This window comes from Roseovarius sp. 217 (assembly GCF_000152845.1).
In the GTDB taxonomy this organism is placed as follows: Bacteria; Pseudomonadota; Alphaproteobacteria; order Rhodobacterales; family Rhodobacteraceae; genus Roseovarius.
Genome location: NZ_CH902584.1, coordinates 1,869,456 through 1,887,480, shown reverse-complemented (window position 1 = coordinate 1,887,480; position 18,025 = coordinate 1,869,456). Strand labels below are relative to the sequence as shown.

The 18,025-nt window shown below is 59.6% G+C and carries 11 protein-coding genes and 3 pseudogenes; 7 read left to right on the top strand and 7 right to left on the bottom strand.

Going from position 1 to position 18,025, the window contains the following annotated elements:
• Positions 1 to 594 precede the first annotated feature (594 nt).
• Positions 595 to 1,692, top strand: a complete 1,098-nt coding sequence (locus ROS217_RS09020; protein ID WP_040651286.1) for a Fic family protein — start codon at positions 595 to 597, stop codon at positions 1,690 to 1,692.
• A gap of 139 nt (positions 1,693 to 1,831) precedes the next feature.
• Positions 1,832 to 2,203 (top strand): annotated as a pseudogene (locus tag ROS217_RS09015) (DDE-type integrase/transposase/recombinase); the annotation flags it as partial.
• A gap of 113 nt (positions 2,204 to 2,316) precedes the next feature.
• Here ROS217_RS09015 and ROS217_RS09010 read toward each other — a convergent pair.
• From ROS217_RS09010 to ROS217_RS08990, 5 genes are all read right to left on the bottom strand, one after another.
• Positions 2,317 to 4,782 carry an arsenate reductase (azurin) large subunit gene (locus ROS217_RS09010; protein ID WP_009817403.1) on the bottom strand — a complete coding sequence of 822 codons (2,466 nt, stop codon included), beginning with the start codon at positions 4,780 to 4,782 and terminating at the stop codon, positions 2,317 to 2,319.
• 13 nt (positions 4,783 to 4,795) lie between these two features.
• Positions 4,796 to 5,314, bottom strand: coding sequence for an arsenate reductase (azurin) small subunit (locus tag ROS217_RS09005; protein ID WP_009817402.1), 519 nt, complete (start codon positions 5,312 to 5,314; stop codon positions 4,796 to 4,798).
• A gap of 166 nt (positions 5,315 to 5,480) precedes the next feature.
• Positions 5,481 to 6,728, bottom strand: coding sequence for a sigma-54-dependent transcriptional regulator (locus tag ROS217_RS09000; protein ID WP_040651282.1), 1,248 nt, complete (start codon positions 6,726 to 6,728; stop codon positions 5,481 to 5,483).
• Positions 6,715 to 8,145, bottom strand: a complete 1,431-nt coding sequence (locus ROS217_RS08995; protein ID WP_009817400.1) for a sensor histidine kinase — start codon at positions 8,143 to 8,145, stop codon at positions 6,715 to 6,717. The genes ROS217_RS09000 and ROS217_RS08995 overlap by 14 nt, the downstream gene beginning before the upstream one ends.
• Before the next feature lie 3 nt (positions 8,146 to 8,148).
• Positions 8,149 to 8,997, bottom strand: a complete 849-nt coding sequence (locus ROS217_RS08990) for a substrate-binding domain-containing protein (protein WP_040650476.1) — start codon at positions 8,995 to 8,997, stop codon at positions 8,149 to 8,151.
• Positions 8,998 to 9,778: 781 nt separating this feature from the next.
• Here ROS217_RS08990 and ROS217_RS08985 point away from each other — a divergent pair.
• The 3 genes and pseudogenes from ROS217_RS08985 to ROS217_RS24660 form a co-directional block, all read left to right on the top strand.
• On the top strand, positions 9,779 to 11,233 hold the full coding sequence (locus ROS217_RS08985) for a hypothetical protein (RefSeq protein WP_009817397.1): 1,455 nt from the start codon (positions 9,779 to 9,781) through the stop codon (positions 11,231 to 11,233).
• Between the two features lie 151 nt (positions 11,234 to 11,384).
• Positions 11,385 to 11,873, top strand: a complete 489-nt coding sequence (locus ROS217_RS08980; protein WP_009817396.1) for a CAP domain-containing protein — start codon at positions 11,385 to 11,387, stop codon at positions 11,871 to 11,873.
• A 181-nt stretch (positions 11,874 to 12,054) separates the two neighbouring features.
• Positions 12,055 to 12,505: pseudogene (locus tag ROS217_RS24660) on the top strand (IS110 family transposase); the annotation flags it as partial.
• A 187-nt stretch (positions 12,506 to 12,692) separates the two neighbouring features.
• Here ROS217_RS24660 and ROS217_RS08975 read toward each other — a convergent pair.
• Together ROS217_RS08975 and ROS217_RS08970 are read right to left on the bottom strand one after the other, a co-directional pair.
• A pseudogene (locus tag ROS217_RS08975) lies at positions 12,693 to 15,701 on the bottom strand (efflux RND transporter permease subunit); the annotation flags it as partial.
• On the bottom strand, positions 15,701 to 16,813 hold the full coding sequence (locus tag ROS217_RS08970; protein WP_040651276.1) for an efflux RND transporter periplasmic adaptor subunit: 1,113 nt from the start codon (positions 16,811 to 16,813) through the stop codon (positions 15,701 to 15,703). The pseudogene ROS217_RS08975 and the gene ROS217_RS08970, both read right to left, overlap by 1 nt.
• 85 nt (positions 16,814 to 16,898) lie before the next feature.
• Here ROS217_RS08970 and ROS217_RS08965 point away from each other — a divergent pair, with 85 nt between their 5' ends.
• Together ROS217_RS08965 and ROS217_RS08960 are read left to right on the top strand one after the other, a co-directional pair.
• Positions 16,899 to 17,501 carry a TetR/AcrR family transcriptional regulator gene (locus ROS217_RS08965; protein WP_009817393.1) on the top strand — a complete coding sequence of 201 codons (603 nt, stop codon included), beginning with the start codon at positions 16,899 to 16,901 and terminating at the stop codon, positions 17,499 to 17,501.
• A complete protein-coding gene (locus ROS217_RS08960; protein WP_198134879.1) occupies positions 17,498 to 17,989 on the top strand; it encodes a PaaI family thioesterase in 492 nt (163 codons plus the stop codon). Before ROS217_RS08965 ends, ROS217_RS08960 begins: the two co-directional genes overlap by 4 nt.
• Positions 17,990 to 18,025 lie beyond the last annotated feature (36 nt).

The window sequence follows — 18,025 nt, the reverse complement described above, 5'->3', positions numbered from 1 at the left end:
CGATACGGACTTCGAAGTTCAAGGCAGGGAAATTCAGACCCGGGGCACGAGTGCTGACAGCTCTCTGAATCGATGTTAACCCAGCCTTCCGAACAGCATACCGGCCCGTGGCGTCATGAAAGGCCACACTCAGAGGCCTGACACACGTCCGATCGAAGACCCCGCCGAAAATCGAAGATAACGCTTGCCAAACAGGGGGCATCCACACACGTCATGGTATACGATGCCGGCCGGTGGGGGCATCCACCGCATCAATTCAGACTTCACGATCTGCAAGGCAAGCTTAGTCAGAAAATGCGGATCACGAATGTGACGGAGGGAGGGGCTGCGAACATGACCAGCCAAAAGACGATGAACGTTCGAAGTGCGCTGATCCATGTACATGTGGCACCACAGATGGAAATGGCTGAGGGAATTCGCATGAACGAAGTCCATGCCATTTTTAGCCAGTGATGGCTTCCGATCAAGCTCGGCCGTTGTTCAAAGACCTCATGCGGAGAATAGCCGCGCAAATCTCCGCACTTTTTGCGGAGTTAAGTCTTGCGGATGCGGCGAATGAACTGCATAATCGCCGCATATAGCGCGGAGTTTGCGATGTACATCTGGGAGAGGCCAGACTGGCCGACACTGACCTGGCGCGACAGCAGCATCGCGACACCGCTGGCGGCAGTGCGGCACGATCAGGGCCGCCTGATTGGCCGGATGGAATCCCTTGGGTTCAAGCTGCGCGAAGAAGCAGTGCTGCAGACGCTCACACAGGATGTGCTCAAGACCAGCGAGATCGAAGGCGAGGCGCTGGACGCCACACAAGTCCGGTCATCGCTCGCACGACGCCTTGGTATCGATATCGGGGCCCTGCCCCCGATCGACCGCAACGTCGAGGGCATCGTCGAGGTGATGCTGGATGCGACCAGGAACTACACCGCACCCTTGACGGCGGAGCGTCTGTTCGGCTGGCATGCCGCCCTGTTCCCCACCGGACGCAGCGGCATGACACGGATCCGCGTCGGTGATTGGCGCGACGACAGTTCGGGGCCGATGCAGGTAGTGTCGGGACCGATCGGCCGAGAGCGCGTGCATTTCGCGGCCCCTCCGGCCGACAGGATCGCCGCGGAAATGGACGTCTTCCTTACATGGTTCAACGCACCTTTGGCCACCGATCCGGTGATCAAGGCGGCTCTGGCGCATCTGTGGTTCGTGACGATCCACCCGTTCGAGGACGGCAACGGCCGCATCGCCCGCGCCATCGCTGATCTGGCGCTTGCGCGATCCGAGGCCAGCCCGCGGCGTTTCTACAGCATGTCGGCGCAGATCCGGATCGAGCGGTCAGACTATTATGATGAGCTGGAGCGCACCCAGAAGGGCCCGACGGATGTGACGGATTGGCTGACCTGGTTCCTTGCCTGCCTACGCCGGGCAATCCATGGCGCCGATGGTGTCTTGGCAGCAGTCATCGCCAAGGCCCAGTTCTGGGAACGCGCCGCAGCGCTGGCGCTGAACGAGCGCCAGATCAAGATTCTGAACCGACTGCTTGACGGTTTCGAGGGCAAGATGACATCGTCCAAATGGGCGACCATCGCAAAGTGCTCTCAAGACACCGCGAACCGCGATATCGCGGCATTTCTGGATCTGGGGCTTCTTCGCAAGGGCGAGGCTGGTGGTCGCAGCACAAGCTACGAGCTCACCCTGTGAGCGTGTCTGCGTACACACTGCCTTGACAGCAGCCCGCCAGTTTGGGCTCAGTTGTTTGGCAATGACCACACGGAAAAGAAGCGTTGGATTATGCATTCTTGGGAGGCGAAAGAACGACTCCACAACCAGGTCTTGTCGGGCAGAGCGCCGTGACAAGCCAGCGGCACGGCGCTTCTTCCGGCGCGCAATTGGCACCAACGGCGTCCCCGACCGTGTCGTCATCAATAAAAGCGGTGCCAATCTGGCGGGGTTGGAGGCTGTGAACGTGATCCTGAAATGCACTGGAACAGGGCAGAGCATCAAGATCCTGCAGGTCAAATACCTGAACAATATCCTCGAGCAGGATCATCCGTTTATCAAGGGCGTCACCGAGCGCACCCTCGCCTTCAAAGCGTTTCATCCCGCCTCGGCCACGCTCGAGGGCATCGAGACCACGCACTTGATCCGCAAGGGCCAATTCAAAGCCAAAGGCGCGACCGCATTCCAGCAGTTTGCTCAGCTCGCAGCATAATTATGTCCAGCGCAAGCCTACTCTCAAATCATCTGAAAATTTGCAACAGAACCGTTTCCCCGCCCAAGGAAAGGGCCCGCCCCGGTATCCGGAGCGGACCCGCATCTCATGTCTCAGAGCATGATCTCGTGTGACTTGAACGAGATGTTCCGTGTCTGGGCCGTCGCATCCGAGATCTTGCGGATGTCGCCCCAGCAGTGCTTGTAATCCGGCAGCACCAGTTCGTTCACGCCGGCGTTCACGACGTTACCTTGGCTACCCGCGGGCGAGCCAAACACCATCGCCACCGTGTTTTGCTTGAGCGTCGGCATCGGATAGGCCATGCCCTGAGTCACGCCGTTGTCGTTGATGATCTCGAGCAGATCTCCGGGGTTCAGCCCTAGGTCGACCATGTCATCCGGATGCATTTCGACGAACGGGTGCGGATAGCGGTCCTGCACGAAATCGTTGTTCTGGTCGAGGAACTGGTTCTGCCAGAAGATGTTGGCGCGGACGTTGTTGATCCAGAACCGGTGCGCTGCCTGTTCGCGCGCCTTGCCCGGAGCCTGCCATCCACGCCAACCCGCCGCGCAGAACAGCGCCTTGCCGTCCTCGCGGCCGTGCCGTGTGAACACGCCATCGGTATAAAGGCGCGTCGTGCCGACAAGCTGGCCATTCTCATAACCCGTGACCGGTTCCTGCACGCCGTTGTTTCCAGCTTCGCGCAAACGCACGTAGGTCACCGCCGTATGAGCAGCGCCATAGCCGTCCATGAAGGCGTCTTCTTCGGTCTCCCAGTCATAGCCTTGGAACTGGTCGGCATAGGCGTCTTCGCCCATCTCGCGCAGCACACGCTCCATGTGTTGGGCCATCCTCGCCGCGATGAGCGCATCGGGCAGAGAGTTGCCGAAAGGGTCCATGTACTTTTCGGACAACCGCAGACGTCGCTCGCCGTTCATCGAGGTGAGGTTCATCTCGCTCGCTTCGCAGGCGGGCAGGATGACATGGGCATTCTGGCCGATCTGGCTGTGGATGATGTCCACGTCCACCACGAAAAGACCGCCCGCATTGATCGCCGAGACGATGGCATCGACGACCTGTTCGCGGGTGCCACCCGCGGCCATGTCGATCGCATCCTTGACCATATCCGAACGCCTCTTGTGAACACGCTTGTATTCGGAGGCGTTCAGCGTCGTCTTGTAGTGGTCACAGGCCCAGATGTGATGCACGCCGCCCAGGCCACGGATCAGGAACTGGTCGACATACTCGGCCGGGCGTCCCACATGGCCGTCGGCCGGGCGGAAATACCCCTCCTGGTGGCCACCAAGACGGCAGGCGCCACCGCCTTCGCGGCCGATATTGCCAGTCGCCAGCGCGATGTTCACCAAGGCCCCGATGGTGCGATAGTTGTCGTTACCCCAGATGATGCCCTTTTCATAGCAGGTCACACATTTGCGGCGGCTGCCGTCGTCGTGGGGCTGCGCGATCCATTCGGCAGCCTTCTGGATGTCGGCAGCTGGCACGCCGCAGATTTCCGCGGCCTCGTCAAGCGAGGTGCGGCAGGTCTGCATCGCGTAGTCCAGACTGCCCAGACCCGCGGGGTGCGCCTCGTCCTGCGCGACCGCTTCGCCACTCTGAAAGGTCGAAGCGGCGATGAAGTCCGCATCGATCCAGCCCTGATCGACAATATGCGTCAGCAGTGCGTTGAACAGGACCATGTCCGTGCCCTCGGCGATTGCAAGGTGCAGCACGTTTTCCGGCCCGGCATATTGCTCGGACGACGCGATGGTCAGCGTCCGACGCGGATCGACGACGATCATCTTCGCGCCACCCTGCAGGCCCTTGACCATGTGGTTCAGGTAAAGATTGGTCTGGGTCTCCATCGAGTTTGCGCCGACCATGAAGATCGTGTCGGTCAGCTCGTAGTCTTCATAGGCGTAGTTCAATTCGTCCACGCCCATGTCACGCGAGGAATGGACCTCGGAGTTATAGGCGGGGCGGTTGTGGATGCGGCAGTTCTTGATCTTCATGCTCTCGAAGTAGAGCTTGCCGGTACCCCAGGTGTTTTCGTAACCGCCGGCGCTGCCGCCATGGTCGAACATCGAGACAACGATGTCGTCCTCCGAACCCTGCAGGACGACCTTGGCCGTGACCCGCGCCACGAGGTCGAGCGCATCTTCCCAGGACGTCGGCTGCCAGACGCCATTGCGCCAGACCAAGGGGTCAGACAGGCGCTGCTGTTGCGTGCCGGTCACTTTAGAAGGCCGGTTTTCCGCCATGCGTGCGCCGCGGATGGACCCAAGGCCCGAGTTGACGACGCAATTCGTATCAGGCTTAACCACCAGATGCACATCTCGACCGTTCTGGCGGACGACGTTGTACATCGATGGGGCATACCACGCCTCGGTTTCCTGATATTGCTGTTCGCTCAGGTCCACGCCGAACTTGTTCTGGCTTGACGCCGTGCCGCCCTGACGGTTCATCGGCCAAGTGTACGCCTTGTAGCCGCAGCCAACGATGCAGTAGTGGCAGGTCACGTTGAATTCGTCAGCGTCCGCGGGGATGATCGGCAGACGGTCGATCTGTCTTTTGTAAGCCATTTATCTCTCTCCCTCAGAGCACGTTGGACAATCGGCCGTAGATCAACTCGTCTACGCCGTTAGCATGGATGTCACCGTTGTCGTCCACGCTCAGCAGGAACTGGGCGAGGTTGCTGGTGGCGTGGCCCCAGATTTGCTGGCCGCCAGATTCGCAATCGAACCGCGAATGATGCCCGGGACAGTTGAGCGTCTTGTCCTCGGCGGCGTAGCTCATCAGCCAGCCCTTGTGCGGGCACAGGACCGAAAACGCCACGATGTCGCCGTCCGGCCCGACCCCGCCCTCGACCGCCTGTCCGAGCTTGAGCAGCACACCGGGGCTGTCGGCGTCAGGATAGGCCACGTCCATCGGTTCGTTCACTGTCAGATCGGCGATATTGGCAAGTCGGTTGGCCGGATAATCGACACGGGCAAGCGCCTGTGCCTTGGCTTGTTCCGGCGTCATGACGGTGGCCGCAACGGCGCCTGCCGTGGCCATCATGCCGCCTCTCATGAACTGTCGACGCCCCGCGTCGACCAATTTGGTGCACTTCATTGGCTGGTTTCCTCCCTGGCTCATCAAGTGTTGGATGATGACCAGTATCGTACGGAACCCAGTTACGGCTTGCGACGCCGTCCACGGACCTGCTGCGTTGCGGCAATGCGATGAATTTCAATGAGAAAATTCCGTGTTCGGAAATCCGAACATACGGTGCGACCCTTCAGGAGCCAGACAGGTCGAGTTTCTGCATCTTTTCCCAAAGCGTCGTTCGGGCGATGCGCAAGAGTTTTGCTGCCTCTCCGATCTGCCCCCCGGTCCGATCCAGGGCGGCGATGATCTGCACCCGTTCGGCTGCATCGCGGGCCTGGGCGAGCGACATCATGTCATCGGGATCAGCAAGCCGTTCGGGGAACAGATCGGACGGTTGCAGCAATGGCCCTGCCGCCATGGTCAGGCCACGCAGCAATCTCGCGCGCAGCTCGCGTCCGCCGCCGGGCCAGCCATGGCCGCGCACGGCCTCTTCGGCAAGCGCACTTATCCCTTCGATTTCAGGCCCATGGCGCGGGGCCAGTTTGCGAAAAAGCTGCTGCATCAGCCAAACCGCGTCATCGGGCCGGGTGCTGAGCGGAGGTATTGGGATTTCGGTGCGCACCAGACGGTAAAACAATTCAGCGTTGAACTGGTCTTGGGCGATCAGCGCCTCCAGATCGTGACCACCGGCTGCGATCAGCCGTCCGTCGAACCCCTGGTCGATGCGGTCCAGCAACCGCGACTGGATCTGTGGGCCCGCCTTTCCGATGGCGTTGATGAAAAGGGTGCCTTCGCCGACCCTGTCAAAGCCAGCCCCGTCACCGAACAAGGCGTCTTCGGCGCTGGCTTCGCGGGCAAGGTTGACGGCGACGAAGGGTGCGGCCGATCGGTCGGAAAGGTCGTGAATGCGCCGGGCGACCAGATCCTTGCCCGTGCCCGGACCGCCCCGGATCAGCGCGGGATGGCTTTCAGTCGCCGCTTTCGCAATCATGGCTTCGATCGTCCTCGCCGCGACAGAGATCCCCATCAAGGCTGGAAAGTCCTCATTCCGAACCGGATTCTCCCGATCTCCCAGTAGCAGGCCAAGCCGTTCCAGGAACACGGACATGTCGAAAGGCTTGGTTACGTAATCCGCGGCGCCCGACTTGATCAGCCGAACGGCTTGGCCTATGCCGCCTTGCCCGGTGATGAACAGAAAGGGGGGCGGGGTGCCGGTGCGCACCAGTGTCGAAAACAATTCCTCACCCGACCCGTCCGGCAGGCCGATATCGCAGATGACCGCGTCGATCACCTTTTTCGGAGTTCGGATCGCGCCAATGGCCCGCCCCATTTGCTTGAGCCAGAGCACGTGCGCGCCTTCCAACTCCAACCTTTGCGCCAACGATGCGCCCATGATCTCGTCATCCTCGACAAGGACGATGTATCTATTCCTCAGCATTCGCCGCTCCTTGGGACATTGGCAGGCTGACCGTGATAAGCGTCACATCGTCTGGCCGCGCATGACCGACACAGCCGCCCAGCCCCCTGGCGAGCTCTCGCACCAGCCGCAACCCGACGCCCCCTCCGGGCGACAGGGGACCATCCGCGAGCAGCCTGTCCAAGGCGGCCTGCGGCATGTCGGGCCCGGTATTCGTGACCTGAAGTGTCAACGCGTCTGCCTGCAGGGAAACGTGCAGGCCAACGCGCCCGGATTGGCCGGACGCCGCGCAGGCGTTCAGCAACAGGTTCAGCGCGATCTGGCGCACCGGCCCGGCCGGTGTGCTGCAAACGGTTGGTGCCGCAAGGTCGACGCACCAGTCGAGATCCAGCCGCTGCCGTGCTACCTCGGGCTGGATCAGCAGTTTTAGATCTTCGAAGTCATCAGCGGACAGACCCCGGCTTTCAGGATCAATCCGGTTCTGGTCGAGCGTCACGCGGGTCACGTCACGCAGATGGCGCAGGCCCCGATCCAGGAGGTCGGCGGACTGCCGCACCACATCAGGGCGATCGGGATAGCTGCGTATCGTATCCGTCGCATTCAGAAGCCCGCCAAGCGGGTTGTTGATCTCGTGCGCCAACGACGAGGACAGGCGCCCAAGCGCGACGAACCGTTCCCGTTCCGCCAACCTCCGCTCGGCTTCGGCCTTGGCGGCCACGGCGCCGACCATCGAGTTATAGGTGTGCGCCAGCCGCGCCAGTTCGCCATCGCCGCGCGGAATGTCCGCGGCCGGGATGGGATGCGGCTCCCCTTTCGTCTCGGTCATCTGGCGTGCCAGCGTCGTGACCGGCTGCAGCATCCTTCGTATCGCCAGGAACCCCGTCATCGACAGAAAGCCGATGGCAATCGCATTGCCCATAATCAAGTAGAGCAGCGCCTGCCTGCGTTCCGACAGAAGGTCAGCGACGTCCAGTTCCGTCGCGATCTGCCCTACGGTGCGTCCCTGATAGGTCAAGGGCGCAAGCAGGCTGAGGACGTTTGACGCGCCATCCACCGACAGGTCATCCAGCGCCACCGCATCAGCGGTAAGCGCTGCGATATCACTGTCCATGGGAACACGCTTGGGGTCGGTCGCGGCCAGAACCTTTCCGCGCTCGTCGGCCACGGCGGTCAGGACCATCCGCCGCCCCTCGCTCCCCTGGGCCGCCCGGTCGAGCGTGTCGTAGACCTCCCATATGTCATGGCGCAGGACAAGCGGTCCGAGAGCCACTGACAATCCCTCGACATGCATCCGCGCGAGTTCTTGAATCCGTGCGTCCTGAACCTGCGCCAGCGACCGCAGGACCAGTTGGGATGCCACCGTGCCCACAAGGACCATCATAGCCGCCGCAAGAAGCGGCAGCTTGATCGACAGGGGGCTGGGGGCAAACCACTTCATGACTCAGGGTTCCAGATCGGCCATGCGGTCCGCGATTCCGTCGAACAGACCCGCCGTCGCGTTCTGAAACCCGTCGAGTTGCAGCGAGGTGAGCGCCTTTTGGCCTTCCTCCGTCTCAGCGAGGCTCATCAACGCGGTTTGCAGGGCCTGAACCGGTTCGGTTGCAAGGCTGTCGCGCCGCGCGCAGACCGGGGGAAAGCCCAACCATTCCGACCGGGCGATCACGCGTGTGTGCGCCGTGAGACCCGGCTCGATCACTGCAAGCGCTTCCCAGACATAGCCATCGACGCTGCCGGATCGCACTAAGCCATCCGCCACCGCGCGCACTACATTGCGGTGGCCAAAGGTGAAAATGGATCGGCTGAAGAAGCCCTCGACCTGTTCCCCCATCCGGCGCAGATCGGTCGCGGTCACAAGGTAGCCAGAGTTCGAATCCGGGTCGGAAAATGCATGAGTGCCACCGCGCAGGTCGGTCAGGCTTTCTGCTCCATCTTCGGCCCCCACAATAAGGTAAGACTGGTATCGCGGGCCACCACGCCACACAGGCACGGCAACAAGATCCAGCAAATCGGCGTGCTGGAGATACGGATAACCGCAAAGCCATGCCGCATCGACACTGCGTTCCAGCAAGAGACCGGTGATTTCCTGATAGGTGCGGCGCTGAACCAATTCGATCTCGCGCCCCATCCCGCGAGACAAGGCACGGCGCAGGCCATCAATTACGGCAGCATCGTTGTCGAGAAACACGGGTGTCAGCCCTAGGCGAAACACCGGTTGCGCCCATGCACGGCCAGCAATGAATGCTGCAAGTCCCGCTCCGACAAACGTGCGTCGGCTAATTGAATACTCCATGATCTCAGGCCCCTCCCCTGGCCGGGATCCAGACTGCCGCTGCCGATCAGATGGCCGATTGATTGACCAGCGCCGACAATTGGGCCGCGCCTTCGCCGCGTTCGGAATTGTCCATCGTTATATAAAATGGGACACCAGAGCGGCTTGAGCATTGGATACTCTGGTTCGTTTGTGTGATTGATTATGCGGCTTGTTTTTGATGTTGCAAGCGGCGTTGGCGGGTTGTCTGCGTCTTGATCCTCATCGTTATACACAAAACAAGCACCTCTGGAGTTCATTTTGGATAGAGGTCAAAGCGCCAAAGTTCACGGCCGTCGATCATGGTGACCATGAGTGACCCAGGGTATGACAGGGGATGAGGTGCGCCGGGCCGTGCAGATTGCTAATGAACGCCAAGAGACGTTTCTTGCCAGATGGAGGGAAATCCATGGCTGGACTGACGGAATCTGAAATCGGTGTCAATTCGTTGCTGGATCGGCTGATTCGTAGCGATATACGACAGGGTGCCGCTTTGGCAATCGGTCAAAGTTAGGCTTCGACGCGTCATAAATGTGGCCAAAATCAGGCAGTGATAGGCACTGTTTCCAACTTGACCTCAATACGCGGCCAAATCTGCATAACCCTTTCGGAAGTCTTTGTGCGGAGTCACCATAGCTCAGAAGTTTGAACCTTTGGAAGCGATCCGCTTAGGGGAAACCGAACTGAGACGAATGGGTAACGGCTGCAAATGGCACGGGATTTCAAAGCGTCAATTTACAGTTTAAGCGTAGGCGCATTCCTGATGACGATTGTGCCAGCCAATGCAACGACGGTCATTCTGTCCGATCCCGCCGCCCGGCGTGGAGGTCCAATTGCGCAGAGCTTTCTTGATACTCATGGAGACAATGTCAGCCTTCTGAGCACGCGCAATGGTCTGTCCTGTGTTGCAAGTCAGCCTCTGAGGATTGACGAGTCGCTGTATCTCGCGCCCGATGGCACTGCGATTGCATATTCTGATGTGATGCGCAGTCCGGCCAGCTCCATACAGGCCGTTGCGCGTCCCGACTCACCTGTCGCGTTTCGCATCCAATTGAAATACTCGCCCGACGCGGCAAAGCCCGTGATACTGCAGATCGGCGACCAGATACTTAACATCGTGACTGCACTGGAAGCCAGCACAGACAGCCTGTGGCTGACAGGCGATACTGCCCGGATACTGGCCGGGGCATTAAGCCGTGGTGACAGCCCAAGCCTGCAGGCGACATCGGCGGGAACCGGACGGCTGATTACGGACCAGATCCCTTCGCCGGATATGGCTGGCCTGGATGCCTGTCTGGTCACACTGGAAGTGCGACTGAACGATAAGGGTGCTCCGGAGTTGGATATGTCAGATGTGGATATGCCAGATCTGGACAGTGCGGATGTCCCCGTAAGTGACGAACCAGACAGCATCGGGACGCAAGGAACCGAGGCATTGACTGTGGCTAATACGGCACCGTCTCAACCAGAATGGCCCGTTCCGGTTTCAGGCTTGCGGGTTGAGTTTGTTGCGCGTCCCGACCCCGAGACCCGCGTGGCAGCAAGTGCGTTGGAGGGTTGCCGCATGCGTGACATTCCCGAAAGCGTGTTTCTGGGTCGGCTGAGAGCGGTGACTGGCTTTTTCTCGCAGACCCAGGATGTCTATGTCGCCTTCGATGGTCAGGGGAAGTTGCAAAGGGCCTATATTCCGGGGATTTTTGATTCTGACTTGACCACGAGTACGAACAGCGCACGCGTCAGTCTGGCCGCCGATTCCAATCTTCCCGACCAGCCCAACAAAGTGAGCGGATGCTTGGGGGACGCGCTGCTTGAAGCTCCAATCTGTGTCTTTTCTAACGAAGACGACGATAGCTACACTCTGGCCGAGTGCGGCGTGCTGGGCATGTCGGAGATGCGCGAGGACTTCATGGACTCTTTTTGGGAGCCGTCATTCTTTGGCTCAGATGAGTTCAAGCCGGTGTTGATTTCCAACATTGGCAATACCGATAGCAGGCCTGACGTTATCAGCTTTGGCGGCCATAATTTTGGCACCTTTTCTGGGGGCAACGACCGCAGCACTCCTGACGGCAACGGCGATGGTAACATAGAGGGTGGCGACAAGGTTCCGCACGTTCCTTTGCCCGGAGCAATCTGGCTGCTGCTGGGGGCACTGAGCGGATTGTACGGTCTTCGTGGATCGTGGCGAGGCCCGTTTCATCGCCTTCGCCTGAAACTGTGAACGCGAAAAGCAGGTGCGCCTAGGTGTTCGTGATATCGTGGCGGCACGCGCGTCAGACACTGGTACGGTGCCGGAGTTCTGGCGCTGTAGAGGGATAGTTTCCGGCCCAACCCGCACACCGAGTCATTTGCGCAGGGGCGGGAAATGGAGCATGATGGATAGCATGACTTCCTGCACGCGGTCTCTGGTCCTGTCCGTCATCCTTGTTCTATTTGCTGTGATGCCAACTATGGCCTGCACTGTGCCGCCGAATTACATCGAACTTGCACGTCAACTCATGCTTCAAATCAATCAGGAACGCGCCCGTTTCCATCTACCTGACTTTCGGATGTCATCCCAGCTCACCGAGGTTGCGCAGGCGCATGCCTGCGATAACGCCAGTCACAACCGGCTTAGCCATATTGCCACAGGTGGCAGTTCGCTAGGCGCTCGCGTCATCACAAAAGGCTATGACTTTCGTTTCATTACAGAGAATGTGGCGCTTGGATATTCGACCCATGAACAAGTACTCAAAGCCTGGTTGCAGTCGTCATCGCATAGGAAAAACATCCTTGATGGGCGCACGAATGAGCTGGGTGTTGCGGTCGCTCTCGGCCGCGACGGAAGAATGCACTGGGTGATGAATGGGGGCGTGCGTTGACCTGCGGGCGCGTCGACCAGGCCTAGGTCGTAATCGAGATATAGCACCCGGCCCTGCAGGTTGGGCAGGTTGTTGAGTGTCACGGAGACCTGAGACCTGATGGGGTGGATACCCCCTCCCGACGGCATCGCAATGTGCCAAGGTGATGTGGGTCACATCACACAAGGAAGAGGAAGGATCCATGACAGAAGTTACCATCGTTGGGCTGGATTTGGCAAAGCGGGTTTTCCAAGTTCACGGTGCCACGGCCAATGGCAGCGTTGCTATTCGCAAGAAACTGTCACGGGGTCAGGTGTTGGATTTTTCGCAGATCTGCCGCCCTGCATGGTTGCTATGGAGGCCTGTGCCACAGCCCATTATTGGGCGCGTGAGATAAATGCTCTGGGGCATACCGTCAGGTTGGTGGGGCCTGCCTACGTCAAGCCCTTCGTCAAACCCAAAAGAAGGATGCGGCTGACGCCGAGGCCATGGCTAAAGCAGCCAGCCGCCCGACCATGCAATTTGTCGAGCCGAAGTCACCCCGACAGCAGGCGCGTGCGATGATCTTTCGATCCCGCGATCTGTTTGTCCGCCATAGGACACAAACCATCAACGCGCGTCAGGCTCATTTTGAGGCGACGGCCGAAATTGTACGCGTCGCCGCATGAGATGGTCGCCCAAGGGAGCCCACCGCGTAGCCGTTGTCCGCGCCGCCGTTCTTTCCGGTCGGCTAACCGGCGCGGACCAAAGAGCAGCCGCATGATCCCAAGTTTTGCCCACTCGCCTCTCAGAGTTATCATCAATGATCGGCGTGATACGGAACCATGCTGCATAAAGGGCGGGAAGGAAGAGCAGGACCAGCACCGTGCCGACGGCCGTTCCACCAATGAGCGTATAGGCCATGGACCCCCAAAAGACCGAGTGCGTCAGAGGGATGAAAGCCAATACGGCCGCAAGTGCGGTCAGGATCACAGGCCTCGCACGCTGTACTGTAGCTTCGATCACCGCGTGATAGGCGTCCAGACCGGCGGCCCGGTTTTCCTTGATCTGCTCAGTCAGGATCAGTGTGTTGCGCATCAGGATACCGGCCAGTCCAATCATGCCCAGAATGGCATTGAACCCAAAGGGCTGGTTGAAAGCCAGCAAGGCAGGTACGACTCCAACAAGCCCAAGCGGTGCCGTCAGCACGACCATGGCCATGGTCGAGAAAGATCTCACTTGCAACATGATTGCGATCAGCGTCGCCGCAATCATGATCGGGAAGACTTTCGCCAAAGCGGCGTTGGCCTTCACGGATTCTTCCATCGATCCTCCCAGTTCGATGCGATAACCGGCCGGAAGGGATTTAATCAGCGGCTGCAGGGCTGTCATGATCTCCTTCGAGACCTCCGGAGGCTGAGTTGCCTCATTGATGTCCGAGCGGATTGTAATAACCGGGGTGCGGTCCTGACGCTTCAGGATCGGTTCCTCCAGGCGCACTTCGGCATGGCCAATCTGGTCGAGTGGAATTTGTCGACCGTCTCGACTTATCAGGGAAAAATCTGCCAGATGCGACGGGTCCAGTCGCGCGTTCCCGGCGCTACGAGCCACGATGGGGACATTGCGGATGTCTTCGCGTAAATATGTTATCGGGATGCCACTCAGGAAGAATTGCAACTGTTGGCTTACTTCCACCGGCGAGAGACCGATAAGGTTCAGGCGATCCTGATCTGGAACGAAGCGAAGCACGGGTGTGCGGTTGCCCCAATCCCGGTTGGCCTGCCGCACATCCGGGACGTCCCGCATGATATCGAGGGCCTTCTGTGATATCTCGTAGAGCTGCGCGGGCTCAGGTCCCATGACCCGGAACTCCACCGGAAAGGGCGTATACGGCCCAAACACCAGTTGAGTGATACGCACATAGGCCTCAGGCGCAAGCCCCTGCGACACGGCCTCTCGGAGGCGGTGCTTTAACGCTTCGCGGGCTTCCGCATCCGGTGTCAGTACAACGATCTTGGCAAAGGCCGGGTCGGGAAGTTCCGGTGCCATTGCAAAGAAGAACCGGGGAGCGCCCTGGCCGACATAGCTGGTGACAACCGCAGCTTCGGGCTGTTCGTCCAGCCAGTTTTCGAGCGTCTCGACCGTGGCGGTCGTCGTCTCAATGCTGGTGCCTTCCGGCAGACGGACTTCCACCAGCACTTCGGGGCGGTCAGAAGTCGGGAAGAACTGCTGCTTGACGCCCCCCATGCCGACGACGGAGAACGCGAAGGCGATACCGACGATGGCGCAAGTCAGGACCTTGTGCTGCACGGCAAAAGTGATCAGACGCCGCAGACGCCGATAATTCGGTGTGTTGTAGATCGCTGCGTGGCCACCCTCGACAGGCTTGATCTCGGGTAGCATCTTGACGCCAAGATAAGGCGTGAAAACGACCGCAACGATCCAGGATACGATAAGAGCGAACCCCACAATCCAGAAAATGTTGCCGGCGTACTCCCCCGCCGCCGAGCGGGCAAAGCCCACCGGCAGGAACCCCGCAATCGTCACCAGTGTTCCTGACAGCATCGGCGCTGCAGTGTGACTCCACGCATAGGCGGCCGCTTTGATGCGATCCATGCCCTCTTCCATTTTCACCACCATAACTTCGATGGCGATGATCGCGTCGTCCACGAGAAGTCCCAAGGACAGGATCAAGGCCCCGAGAGTGATGCGGTCGAAGAACCTTCCAGTTTCCAGCATGACGAGGAACACAACGGCCAGCGTCAGCGGGACGGCGGCGGCAACGACGATGCCCACGCGCCAGCCTAGGCTGAGCAGGCTGACCAGCAGCACCACGCCGAGGGCCATCGCGAATTTCAACATGAACTCGTTGACGGCGTGACTTACGTTTACCGCTTGATCACTCACCTTCTGAAGCGATAACCCCAGCGGCAGCGTCTGCTCAATGGCCCCGATTTTGTCCTCAAGCGCTTTTCCGAGTTCCAGGGCATTCCAGCCTTCCTGCATCACCACTGCGAGCATGATCGCGGGCTCACCCTGATGCCGGATCACATAGGTCGGAGGATCTTCATAGCCACGGCGGACTTCGGCGATGTCGGAAAGCTTCAGCGTCCGCCCCGCTGCGATGATCGGCGTGTCGGCGATCTCCCGGATACTCCCATAAGCGCCGTTGATCCGAATGAAGACCTGAGGGCCTTGCGTGTCGATGGAGCCCGCTGGTGTAAGGGTGTTCTGCCGTTGCAGGGCCGCAATGATATCCAGAGCCGAAACGCCGAGCGTTGCCAACTTGGTATACGAGAACTCCACAAATATTTGCTCAGCGCGCTCTCCGAGAATGTTGATCTTCTTGACGCCCGGCACATGCAGCACGTCCTGGCGAATTGTTTCGGCCTGCCGGGCCAGCTTTCGCATCGGCATGCCCCTGGCCTCTAGCGCATAGAGTGCAAAACTCACGTCCGAATATTCGTCGTTGACGAAGGGACCAAAGACACCCTGTGGCAGGTTGCGGGCTTCATCCCCTAGCTTCTTGCGGGCTTGATAGAATTGCTCTTCGACGGCAGATGGCGGCGTGTCGTCTCTCAGCGTCACCGTCATATAGGCATAACTGGGACGTGTTGTCGTCTCGACCCGATCATACCATGTCAGCTCCTGCAACCGCTTCTCCAGCGGTTCGGCGACAAGATCCTGCATTTCCTGCGCTGTCGCACCGGGCCATGCCGCCGTGACCGTGAGCGTCTTGATGGTGAAGTTGGGATCTTCTGCCCGCCCCAGTTTGAGGAAGGCAAAGGCCCCGGCGGCCACGAGCAGGAGGATCATAAAAAGGGTGACGGCGTGTTCGCGAACGGCGATCGCGGAGAGATTGAGGTTCATCAATTATCTCCGCTCTCAGTTTCGGGTCTGACAGAGGTCCCTTCTTGCAAGAGATGGGCGCCCAGTGAAACTATCGGCTCACCCGGTTCCAGACCGGAGACAACGGCATGCTCGCTGGTTAAACGCACAAGCTTAACGGGACGAAAATGTACGGTCGATGTCGCTCGGTCCAGCATCCAAACGCCGGTCTTGGTGCCATCATCCAGCAGAGCCCCCAGTGGCACTTGTATCGTCGGCTGGCCGGTCCGCCTTGCAACCCGGATGGTGACCGTCGCGCCAAGAGGTGCTGTCGCTGCCTCACCACCAAGCACATAGCGAGCCTCGTAGGTGCGGGTCCGGGGATCAGCCGAGTCCGATAATTGCCGCAGATGTGCGGAGTGGCTGCGTGCCTCGGTGCCATATACGCGGGCCTCTGCCACAGAACCGATGTCTGGCCGTATTGTTTCGGGAAGTGCGATCAGTGCTTCGCGAGGGCCGGTCTGTGCAATCCGGATCACGGGCTGCCCGGCTGCAACGACCTGGCCAGGCTCGCCGACCGTTTCAATCACAATACCATCCGCGTCTGCCACAAGGGTGGAATATGATGCCTGGTTCTCAGCAAGCTGTGCTTCGGCCTCGGCCACGGCAAGCTGTGCCTCTGCGGTATCCAGCGCGGCTTTTGCCTGTTCGTAGCGCTGCGAGCTTGCAGCCAAGCCATTGTCCGACAGAGTCGCATAGCGCTTTTCATCTGCACGGGCCTGCATCAGAACAGCGCGCGCTGCGGCGACAGCGTTACGTTTTGCGATGAGTGCGAGCTGCAGATCGGTCTTGTCGATCCGCATCAGCGGCTGCCCGACGGAGATTTTCTGACCGGTGTTCACGAATCGTTCCTCGATTTTTCCAGACACGCGAAAACCGAGATCACTTTGCACTCGTGCCGCAATAATCCCTGTGAAGCTGAGTTCAGCATCATCCATAGGCACCGCTTTCGTCAGCCTGACAATCGGCGGCATCTGCCGCGGGTCGCTCTCGGCGGAGGCTTCCTGCGTGGGAATGGCAAGCGTGGCAAACGCAGCCGCCCCCAACACAGCGATCAGGATGCTTCCCAGCACAATGACGCGTTTCTTATTCATGACCATCGCCTTGCTTCAAAATAGATTGCACTCACACTCTATATAGTATATAGATTACGAACGCAATCTTTAATGGAGAGTAGCCATGCGAGTGAGCCGCAAACAGGCTGAAGAAAACCGCGAGAACGTGATCAACGTGGCGAGCCGCCTTTTCCGGGAGAATGGCTTTGACGGCATCGGCCTTAAGGACCTGATGAAGGGCGCCGGCCTGACCCAGGGTGCCTTCTACAAGCAGTTCGCGTCAAAGGAAGACCTGGCGGTGCAGGCATCCAGCCGCGCATTCGAGAGCGCCACCCGGCACTGGGCTTCCGCAGTCGAGGCGAATCCCGAGGACCCGCTTGGCGCCGTCCTCGCATTCTATCTCAGCATGGGCCACCGCGAGGAAAAGATGGACGGTTGCCCGATCGTGGCGCTCGGCTCGGATGCGGCTAGACAGGGCAGCGATGTGAAAGCGTCGTTCGAAACTGGAATCAAAAGACATCTCGACATCCTCGACAACCTAGCGGGCAAGCCGTGCGGCGAGAATCCAAGCGCGACGTCTATGGCCGTCCTGTCGACCATGGTCGGAGCACTGGTTCTCTCACGGGCCGTCAATGACAAGGCACTGTCGGCAGGATTTCTCCAAGCGGCTGCCGCCAACGCTCTGAAAGTGGCCGGCAGGGATACTGAAACAGGAGCAAACCAGTGATATCGCAGGGATCGGTTGAAGCCGACACCGAATCGACCTCGCCATCTGAACCGATGGAATACACCGGGTTTGAGTTGGTTTCAGCTTGGGCGAACGGCAGCATCCGCCCTCCTGCGATGGCGGATGTGTTGCCCTTCACATTGCTGCCGCCTCAGGAAGGCGAGGTCACTCTTCGGGCTAGACCCGAAGCACGTTTCAGCAACCCGATGAAGACAATGCACGGCGGCTGGATCATGACGATGCTCGACACTGCCATGGCCCTTGCGGCACAAACCACTCTCGCACCGGGCGAAGCCTGTCCATCACATGAAACGACCACGAAATTCGTCCGACCAATTCTTGCAGAGTCGGGCGAAATGAAAGTCATTGGCCGAGTTCTGTCGCGTGGCCGGATGGCGATCACTCTAGAAGGTCGAGTTGAGGACGCCGGAGGCAGGCTTCATGCACATGGGACGTCGACATGCCTGATCGTGCGCAGCAGGCCATGATGTCCACATCGTCGTCCAACGCACCCACGCTACACC